Source organism: Corallococcus interemptor (assembly GCF_003668875.1).
GTDB lineage: Bacteria > Myxococcota > Myxococcia > Myxococcales > Myxococcaceae > Corallococcus > Corallococcus interemptor.
Window position 1 is genome coordinate 1 of sequence record NZ_RAWM01000210.1, and the last position, 8144, is coordinate 8144.

The window sequence follows — 8144 nt, forward strand, 5'->3', positions numbered from 1 at the left end:
CGCCCCACCCTGCCCGTGCAGGTGCCCGGAACCACGGCGCTTTCCGTCGGGTGGGGGAACGGGGTAGGAGGGAAGGACTGGCATCCGCCTTGCTGAATGCGTCCCCCCGATGAAGCTGCGTGCCCTCCCCCTCCTCCTGTGCCTGTTCATGGCTGCTCCCGCCGGGGCGGCGTCCGGCCTGGAGGAGGCGCGCGCGAAGGCGCAGTCCGCGCGCACGGAGGCCCGCGGCCTGCGCACCCGTCAGCAGGGCCTGCGTGACGAGCTCAACGGCCTGGCCGCGCGCATCGAAGCGCTCAAGGCCCAGCGGCAGGGGAAGCTCACGCCGGGCGGCGAGCTGGAGTCCGCGCTGCGCCGCTCGCAGGAGCTGAGCGGGGAGCTGACGGGGCTGGCGCAGTCGGTGTCCGGCGCGGACGGCGAGGTGGAGCGCGCGCACCTGGCGCTGCACGGCGCGCTGTCCCAGGAGCTGACGCGGCTGCGCTCGGCGTGGGACGCGACGACGGACCGGACGCAGCGCGCGCGGCTTCTGGAGCAGATGCGCTCCGTGCGCGGCGAGCGCGAGGCCGTGCGCGCGGCGCTGCCCGCCTCCCAGGTGCCGGCGCTGGATGGCTCGGCGCGCGGGGATGATCCGGAGGACCTGCTCGCGCAGGCGGACGCGCTGCGCGACACCCAGGACAAGGTGCGCCAGCGGCTCCAGGCGCTGAAGGCGCGCATCACGGAGGTGCGCGAGGAGCGCGACCTGGACCGCCGCATGAACGACTTCCTGGGCGAGGAGTCCATGTTCGACGACCAGGACCGCCGCCTGCGCCTGCGCACGGCGGGCGACCGGGGCCTGCAGGTGGCGCCCACCCAGCGGGGCGGCGGCCGGTTTCAGGATGTGACCGTGGGCGACTCCGCGGAGGCGCCGAACTACTCGGGCGACCCTTCCGTCGGAGGGGGAACCGGCGGGACTCCCGCGGGCGGGCTGGCCCCGTCCGTCAGCGCCACCGCCAGCGACCGCCGGCCCCAGGTGGACCCGGTGCGCGCCCAGGCGCTGGCAGCGGGCGGCCCGGAGGACCTGTCCTCGCTGGAGCAGGAGGCCGCGCGGCTGGAGTCCCTGGCGCGCGACCTGGACGGGCGCGCGGGCGCGCTGGAGCAGCGCGCGAAGACGCTGGCGCCCTGACGCGACACCGCCGCGCAGCCGCTACAGCAGGCCGCCCTCCACCTCCAGCACCACCGTGGCCTGCACGCGCACCTCGCGCTCCGGCAGGCGCCCCGTGCCGCGCAGGATGATGGCCATGCTGGGCGCGGCCACGTAGGGCCTCAGGTCCAGGCTGCCGTCCGTGTTCAGCCCCACCGTGGGGTTGGGCGGGCTCAGGCCCAGGCGCGCGATGCCGTCGCGGGACGCGAAGCGCGACTCGGAGTTGCCCGCGCGGGCCACGGCCTCCAGCGAGTCCAGGAAGCCGAAGTCCTGGTCATTGGGGCTCAGGACCTTGAGCGTCATCGACTTCACCTGCACGCGCGTCACCTCGTCCTTGGTGACGTCGCGGTTCTTGAAGTCCTGGTTCTCGTTGAAGTCCAGCGCGGCGAAGCTGCTGATGGAGGGAAACGCGTTGAGGAGCGTGGGGGTGCCGGCGGGGCTCGCGGGCACCGTCGCCTCCCCCTGGACCTCCGTGGTGAAGGACGCCGCGGAACAGGCGCAGAGCGACAGGCCGGTCGCCACCGCGAGGAAGGACGCGTAAGACATGGCCGCAATGTACCGGGCGGCCGGGTGCGGCGTCACCGACCGTGGGCGCTCCCCGGCTGTCCCCGGGACGACGCGGCCGTCCAGGGCACTTGCGAGCGTGGGCATGCCCCCGGGCCGGGGTATGGTGCGCGGCGTCTTGGACCGCCGCCTCCTCCCGCTCCTCCTGGCCCTCAGCCTCCCGTGGGGCCCGGGTGCGCGCGCGGCCGAGTGGGAGGGCTCGCTCCGGGGCACCGGCCGGCTGCTGGTGGACAGCAACGCCCCGCGCGACTTCTCCGACGGCGCCACGTCCGGCCCCGGCGCGGACCTGGCGATGAGCGTGCTGGGCGTGGCGGAAGGCCGGGGCACCGGCGAGCGCTCCCAGGTGGTGGGCCGCTACGAGCTGGGCGCGCGCAAGTACGTGGCCTACGGCAACGAGGACACGCTGGTGCAGGCGGGCGCGCTGGAGGGCTCCTTCGCGCTGGGCACCGAGTGGGGCGTGGGCGCCGAAGGCCACGCCAAGGACCGGCGGGGCGGCAGCCGCGCGTACTCGGACCTGGGCGCCAGCCTCTTCGCCGAGTACGCCCCGGACGTGCGCCTGGCCCTGCGCCTGCGCCTGGGCGCCCGCCGCTTCGTCTACCGCCCGGACCACACGGCCGACTTCGGCGGCCCGGAGGTGGGCGTGCTGGGCCGCTACCGGCTCACCCCGCGCCACACGCTGAGTGTGTTTGGGGATTGGGGCTCGCGCCGCTACGGCCCCTTCGCCCGGCCCTTCCCGGGCGTCAGCCCGGCCCCCGTGCGGCGGCAGGACGGCGCGCTGACGGCGGGCGCGGGCTGGACGTACCGGGGGCCGGTGAAGCTGTCGCTCACGTATGCCTTCCAGGAGGTCAGCTCCAACAGCTTCGGAGAGACGGCGCTGCGACACCGGCTGGTGGGCAGCGCCGGGGTGCGGCTGCCCTGGCGGGTGACGCTCCTGGCGCAGGGGACGCTGGGCCTGTCGCGCTACCCGGACGGCATCTTCCTGTCGCCGGAGATCATCCTGGTGGAGGAGGACGAGGGGCAGAACTCGCTGTCCCTCAAGCTGGCCCGGCCCGTCTCCGCCCGCGTGGATTTGGAAGTGTCCTGGGGCCTGTGGAGCACGCGCCTGCCGCGCAACGGCCTGCGCTACACGCGCCAGGTGTTCGGCGTGGGCTTCACCTGGCGGGACCAGGACTAGGAGCCCGGCTCCGGAGCACCGTCAGTCCAGGTCGGCGATGCGCTCGTCGATTTCCTCGGCCAGGCTGGGATGCTGCTGGGCGAGCGCGTGGTCCCGGGCGGTGGTGAGCACCTCCCTGGCCTTCTGCGTCTGGCCGGCCCCCGCGTAGGCGTCCCCGAGGGAGACGAGGGCGGCGGCGTACTTCGGGTCCAGGCGGACGGCGGCCTCCAGGCTCTGGATGGCGCTGTCGTACTCCTTGCGTTCCAGGTGGAGCTTCCCCAGGGAGAACCAGGCCATGGGGGCCTCCGGGAACTGGACCGTCATCTTCTTGAACTGCTCCAGGCGGGCGTCGCTCATGGACGGAACCCATTAGAGGAGCGCTGGAAGCTTGCCAAGGGTGCGATAGGGTATCCGCCACATGGCCACGAAGAAGAAGACCCCCGCATCCAAGAAGCCGAAGGCGAAGAGCGCGACCCGGGCTCCGGCCCGCAAGAAGACGGCCGCCAAGAAGGCGAAGCCGGGCGTGCGTCCGCCGCCGCGCAAGAAGACCGCCGCCGCGCGCAAGAAGGCGCCGAAGCCCGCCGCCCCGCCCCCGCTTCCCAAGCCGGCTGAGAACGCGAAGGCGCGTGAGCTGGCGCGCCGCATTGGCAACCTGCTGCTGGACAAGAAGGCCACGGACGTCGTCATCCTCGACATGCGCGGGATGACGTCCTACGCGGACTACATCGTCATCGCCTCCGGCGAGAGCGACCGCCAGGTGAGCGCCATGGCGGAGAACGTCCAGGTGCAGCTCAAGCAGGAGGCGCAGCCGCTGCGCCCCATCAGCACCGAGGGCCTGGAGACGGGCCAGTGGGTGCTGCTGGATTACGACGACGTCGTGGCGCACCTGTTCAACGGCGAGGTGCGCGCCTTCTACGACCTGGACGGACTGTGGGCGGACGCGCCCCGGGAGAAGCTGTCCTAGTCCCGTGAAGGTCCGCCTCCTCTCCATTGGCAAGGACCGCTCCGGCCTGTTCGAGCCCGCCGTGCAGGAGTACGCGCGGCGGCTCGAGCACTACACGCGCTTCGAGCTGCTGGAGCTGAACGAAGCGTCGGGGCGCAAGCTCAAGCCCGGGGAGGCGAAGTCCGCGGAGGCCGCGGCCATCCTGGGCAAGCGCAAGCCGCAGGACTGGATTGTCGCGCTGGACGAGCGCGGCACGCTGCTGGACTCGGTGGAGCTTGCCCGCTACGTCGCCAAGGCGCAGACGGGCTCGAAGGACCTGCTCTTCGTCATTGGCGGGGACGAGGGGCTGGATGACTCGGTGCGCGGCGCGGCGCATCAGGTGATGTCGCTGTCGCGGATGACGCTGCCCCACCGGCTGGCGCGCGTGGTGCTCATCGAGCAGCTCTACCGCGCGTTCACCATCCTGAAGGGCGAGCCCTACCACAAGTAGGCGGCCGGGCAGACTCAGGGGCCCAGGCTCCGGAGGCGTCAGGGCGCGTGGAGCGCCCGCGTCGGGAGCGCCCATCATGAACACGCCTTCTTCTGAAACCTCCACGGCCGCGACCGTGCGCATCATCGCCTCGCCCCAGTCCTGGGTGGAGGGCGAGGCCGTCCGCCAGCTGGAGGCCGTGTCGCGCCTGCCCGGCATGCGGCTCGCGGTGGGCCTGCCGGACCTGCACCCCGGCAAGGGCGCTCCGGTGGGCGCGGCCTTCGAGTCCGAGGGCTTCCTCTATCCCTACCTCGTGGGCAGCGACATCGGCTGTGGCATGGGCTTGTGGGACGTGGACCTGCCGGTGCGAAAGGCGAAGGCGGAGCGGTGGGCGGCGAAGCTGGACTTGGAGGGGCCGTGGGAGGGGGACACGGAGGCGGTGCTCGCGGAGCACGGCGCGAGTGGCACGGGCTTCGAGTCGGCGCTGGGCACGGTGGGCGGCGGCAACCACTTCGCGGAGGTGCAGCGGGTGGAGGAGGTGCACGACGCGCGCGTCTTCGAGGCGCTGGGCCTGCGGGAGGAGCGGTTGCTGCTGCTCGTGCACTCGGGGTCGCGCGGGTTGGGGGAGAGCATCCTGCGCAAGCACGTGGACCGGCACGCGGCGGGCGGACTGGCGGCGGATTCGGAGGAAGCGCGCGCATACCTCCAGCGGCATGACGGCGCGGTGCTGTGGGCGAAGGCGAACCGGGCACTGGTGGCGCGGCGGACGTTGGATGGGATTGGGGCGACGGGGCGGCGGGTGTTGGACGTGTGCCACAACAGCGTCACCGCGCGGCATGCGGACGGGCGCGTCGGGTGGTTGCATCGCAAGGGCGCGGCGCCCTGGGACGAGGGGCCGGTGGTGATTCCCGGCAGCCGAGGCGCGCTGAGCTATCTGGTGTTGCCGGTGGGCACGGGAGAGCAGAGCGCGTACAGCCTGGCGCACGGCGCGGGCCGCAAGTGGACGCGCTCGGCGGCGCGGGAGCGGCTGAAGGAGCGCTTCACGGCGGAGTCGCTGACGCGCACGTCCTTCAAGAGCCACGTGGTGTGCGAGGACCGGGACCTGCTCTTCGAGGAGGCGCCGCCGGCCTACAAGGCCATCGACCGCGTGGTGACGGACCTGGTGGAGGCGGGGCTGGTGAGGGTGGTGGCGACGCTGGCGCCGGTGCTCACGTACAAGACGCGAGGCCGCACGGCGGAGTGAGCGGCACGGGGCTCGCACCGGGGACGCGCCCATGCGCGGTCCCTGGGAGTCCCAGTGATGTGGAAGGCCCTGCTGGATTTGATTTATCCGCCCATGTGTCTGGCCTGCGCGAAGGTGCTGCCGGGCCTGGGCGCGGTGTTCTGCGAGCCGTGTGACACGGCGCTGGAGCGGCTGCCGCCGGCGTGTTGCCGGACGTGCGCGGAGCCGGGAGTGTTCCAGGGAAGCACCTGTCCCCGCTGCCGGACGGTGCCGCCGCCGTTCAGCAGGGCCTGGGCGCCCTTCGCGCACGAGGGGCCGGTGGCGAGGGCCATCCACCGGTTCAAGTACGAGGACCACCCGGACCTCGCGGCGCCGCTGGGAGCGCTGCTCGCGGACGAGGCGCGGCGGTTCCTGAGGACTTCACCCGGGCATGTGGTCGCGTTGCCGCTGCACGTGAAGCGCTTCCGGAAGCGGCAGTACGACCAGGCGCACCTGCTCGCGGGGGAGCTGGCGAAGGCCACGGGAAGGACGGCGCCGGCGGGCTGGCTGACGCGCACGCGAGAGACGCGAAGGCAGGTGGGGCTGAGCGAGGTGGAGCGCGCGGGCAACGTGGCCGGAGCGTTCGTGGCGTCGCGGGAGGTGAAGGGGCAGGAGGTGTTGCTCCTGGACGACGTGTTCACCACGGGGTCCACCGCGCGGGCCGCCGCTGTCGCCTTGAGGGAAGCAGGGGCCACGCGCGTGGAGGTGCTGACCCTGGCGAGGGCGTTCACCCTCGCCTGAGCCGGGCGAGCTCGGCTTCGAGTTCCCTGGCGCGGCGTTCGGCCTCGTCCGCGCGTCGGGATTCTTCATCCGCGCGCCGGGATTCTTCCTGGGCACGCCGGGATTCTTCCTGCGCACGCCGCTGCAGAATCATCGTCTGATCTTCCAGACGTTCGATGAACTCATCGGAGACCAGCAACGGCGCATTGCCTGTCCAGAAACGCACGTCCTCGCCTTCGACCTGGAGGTCGAGGCCCAGCACCTCAGAGGTGAAGCGACCATTCCGGGATTCCATGCGCGTGTAGCTGCGCGCATCCGGTGTCGCCAGCCGGTAGCCCTCCAGCGTGAGCCTTCCTCCATCGAAGATGAAGTACTCGGGGATTCCCAGACGGGCATACCGGCTCACGTTGAACTCGGCATCCTTCTTCCGGTCGCCCCCGGCGTGGATCTCCATCACCCAGTCGAGCCCGTGCCCCTCGTGGCTGACCAACCACTTCTTCCGTCGGTGGTTCTCCACATCCAGCACGACCAGCAGGTCCGGCGCGAACCGTCGCTCCGCCGGGTAATACACAGGCAATTCCGAGCCTACGTAAGCCTTGCGTCCACGACGCTTGAAGTAGCCCCGGAGCGCCTCGCGTGCGAGCAGCTTGGGCTCCTGATGGTCGTCCCCCTCGGGCATCGCCATCTCTTCGTACGTCACCTCATGCGGCAGTGTTGCCACCACCCGGTCCCGCTCCTCCTGCCCCATCCGATCCCACTCTTCCTGAGAAGGCGCCCGGGGGAAGGCGTCTCCAACCTTGTCGGTATGACGTCCCATGACCCTCAGCCTGTGTCGGATGGCCTTCATGGTCAATCGCCCCCGCGCAGGCCTTGAGCAAGCGACGCGCCAAGGAATTCTCGAACCGCCGTCTATACTTCGCGACGAATGACATCCACACCGGCCCCCACTCCTGGGAACGAGACAAACGCGCGCTGTGCCACGCATTCCAGGGTCGCGGCGGTGGAGTGCTCGCGATGCGGTGCCTTCATGTGCCGGGCGTGCGTTGCTCCTGATAGTGAACCGGCGCACTGCCGCACGTGCAGGAAGCACCTGCTGGCGACGGGCGCCATCCGTCCCAGCAACCACTCCACCCTGGGCGAATACCTTGCCCAGCTCAGCTGGCTGACGGCCTTCCTCACCGGGGGGGGCATCTACCTGGCGCGCAGGACGGACATGGTCGCACTGTGGCTGATCATCTTCCTGATCGGCTTCACGCTGGGACTGGCCTGCGGTGTCGCGGCGCTCATCCGGGAAAAGGGACGCCTCCGCCCCGGAATCGTCGTACCCGCCGTCATCGGCATCGTGCTCAACACCCCTCCGTTCCTCTGGGGAATGCTAATGGGCGTGCTGCCATTCATCATCGAACACTGGTGAATCAGCGCGTCTTCGCCGTCTCCAGCGCGAGCGCCTCACCGCGCAGCTGTGCATCCAGCCAGAACGTCCCGCCCGGCACGAGCGAGGCCACGAAGGCCACGGCGATCCGCTTCAGGCCCCAGCGGTATTCGATGGCCGCCATCATCAGCGTGTAGAGGTACGCCATGAACAGCACGCCGTGCGCCATGCCCACCACGCGCACGCCCAGGGGCATGTTCAGCACGTACTTCAGCGGCATGGCGATGAGCAGCAGCACCAGGAAGGACAGGCCCTCCCAGAAGGCGACAGCGCGGAAACGGCCCAGGGCGGTCTTCAGCATGATGTCCTCTCTCCCCTGCCCCCTCCCCCACCGTCAAGGCGCCGGATGTCGGACGCATCACGCCTGGCCCCTTCCTCCCCCCGTCCTGTCTCTTATACACATCTCCGAGCCCACGAGACGCTCA

At 71.2% G+C, this 8144-nt stretch carries 11 protein-coding genes; 7 read left to right on the forward strand and 4 right to left on the reverse strand.

Annotated features, from left to right (window positions below; translation table 11 throughout):
* The first annotated feature begins 109 nt into the window (after positions 1–109).
* Positions 110–1159, forward strand: coding sequence for a coiled-coil domain-containing protein (locus tag D7X96_RS37815; RefSeq protein ID WP_121771905.1), 1050 nt, complete (start codon positions 110–112; stop codon positions 1157–1159).
* Between the two features lie 21 nt (positions 1160–1180).
* On the opposite strand, the gene D7X96_RS37820 is transcribed toward D7X96_RS37815, so the two are convergent.
* Complete coding sequence (locus D7X96_RS37820) at positions 1181–1723, reverse strand: hypothetical protein (protein WP_199747303.1); 543 nt, start codon at positions 1721–1723, stop codon at positions 1181–1183.
* A 121-nt stretch (positions 1724–1844) separates the two neighbouring features.
* Here D7X96_RS37820 and D7X96_RS37825 point away from each other — a divergent pair, with 121 nt between their 5' ends.
* Entirely contained in the window at positions 1845–2915 is a 1071-nt protein-coding gene (locus D7X96_RS37825; RefSeq protein WP_167510922.1) for a hypothetical protein, read from the forward strand.
* Positions 2916–2936: 21 nt separating this feature from the next.
* Here the strand turns inward: D7X96_RS37825 and D7X96_RS37830 are convergent, their stop codons facing one another.
* Positions 2937–3251 carry a tetratricopeptide repeat protein gene (locus tag D7X96_RS37830; RefSeq protein WP_120552924.1) on the reverse strand — a complete coding sequence of 105 codons (315 nt, stop codon included), beginning with the start codon at positions 3249–3251 and terminating at the stop codon, positions 2937–2939.
* 61 nt (positions 3252–3312) lie between these two features.
* Between D7X96_RS37830 and rsfS the strand changes: the two genes are divergently transcribed.
* From rsfS to D7X96_RS40575, 4 genes are all read left to right on the forward strand, one after another.
* The gene (gene rsfS / locus D7X96_RS40570) at positions 3313–3858 is read left to right on the forward strand and encodes a ribosome silencing factor (protein WP_199747304.1); all 546 of its coding nucleotides are present in this window, start codon (positions 3313–3315) and stop codon (positions 3856–3858) included.
* Positions 3859–3862: 4 nt separating this feature from the next.
* Positions 3863–4327, forward strand: coding sequence for a 23S rRNA (pseudouridine(1915)-N(3))-methyltransferase RlmH (locus tag D7X96_RS37845; RefSeq protein ID WP_014394001.1), 465 nt, complete (start codon positions 3863–3865; stop codon positions 4325–4327).
* A gap of 76 nt (positions 4328–4403) precedes the next feature.
* Positions 4404–5549, forward strand: a complete 1146-nt coding sequence (locus D7X96_RS37850) for an RNA ligase RtcB family protein (RefSeq protein ID WP_120552925.1) — start codon at positions 4404–4406, stop codon at positions 5547–5549.
* Between the two features lie 57 nt (positions 5550–5606).
* Complete coding sequence (locus D7X96_RS40575; protein WP_208647439.1) at positions 5607–6308, forward strand: ComF family protein; 702 nt, start codon at positions 5607–5609, stop codon at positions 6306–6308.
* Here the strand turns inward: D7X96_RS40575 and D7X96_RS37865 are convergent.
* Positions 6295–7104 (reverse strand): Uma2 family endonuclease, encoded by an 810-nt coding sequence (locus tag D7X96_RS37865; RefSeq protein WP_120552926.1) that lies wholly within the window; start codon positions 7102–7104, stop codon positions 6295–6297. The two genes, D7X96_RS40575 and D7X96_RS37865, sit on opposite strands and share 14 nt — an antisense overlap.
* Before the next feature lie 210 nt (positions 7105–7314).
* Between D7X96_RS37865 and D7X96_RS37870 the strand changes: the two genes are divergently transcribed.
* Positions 7315–7701 (forward strand): hypothetical protein, encoded by a 387-nt coding sequence (locus D7X96_RS37870; RefSeq protein WP_121725559.1) that lies wholly within the window; start codon positions 7315–7317, stop codon positions 7699–7701.
* A 1-nt stretch (position 7702) separates the two neighbouring features.
* Here the strand turns inward: D7X96_RS37870 and D7X96_RS37875 are convergent, their stop codons facing one another.
* Entirely contained in the window at positions 7703–8020 is a 318-nt protein-coding gene (locus D7X96_RS37875; protein ID WP_121771906.1) for a DUF3817 domain-containing protein, read from the reverse strand.
* Positions 8021–8144: the final 124 nt, after the last annotated feature.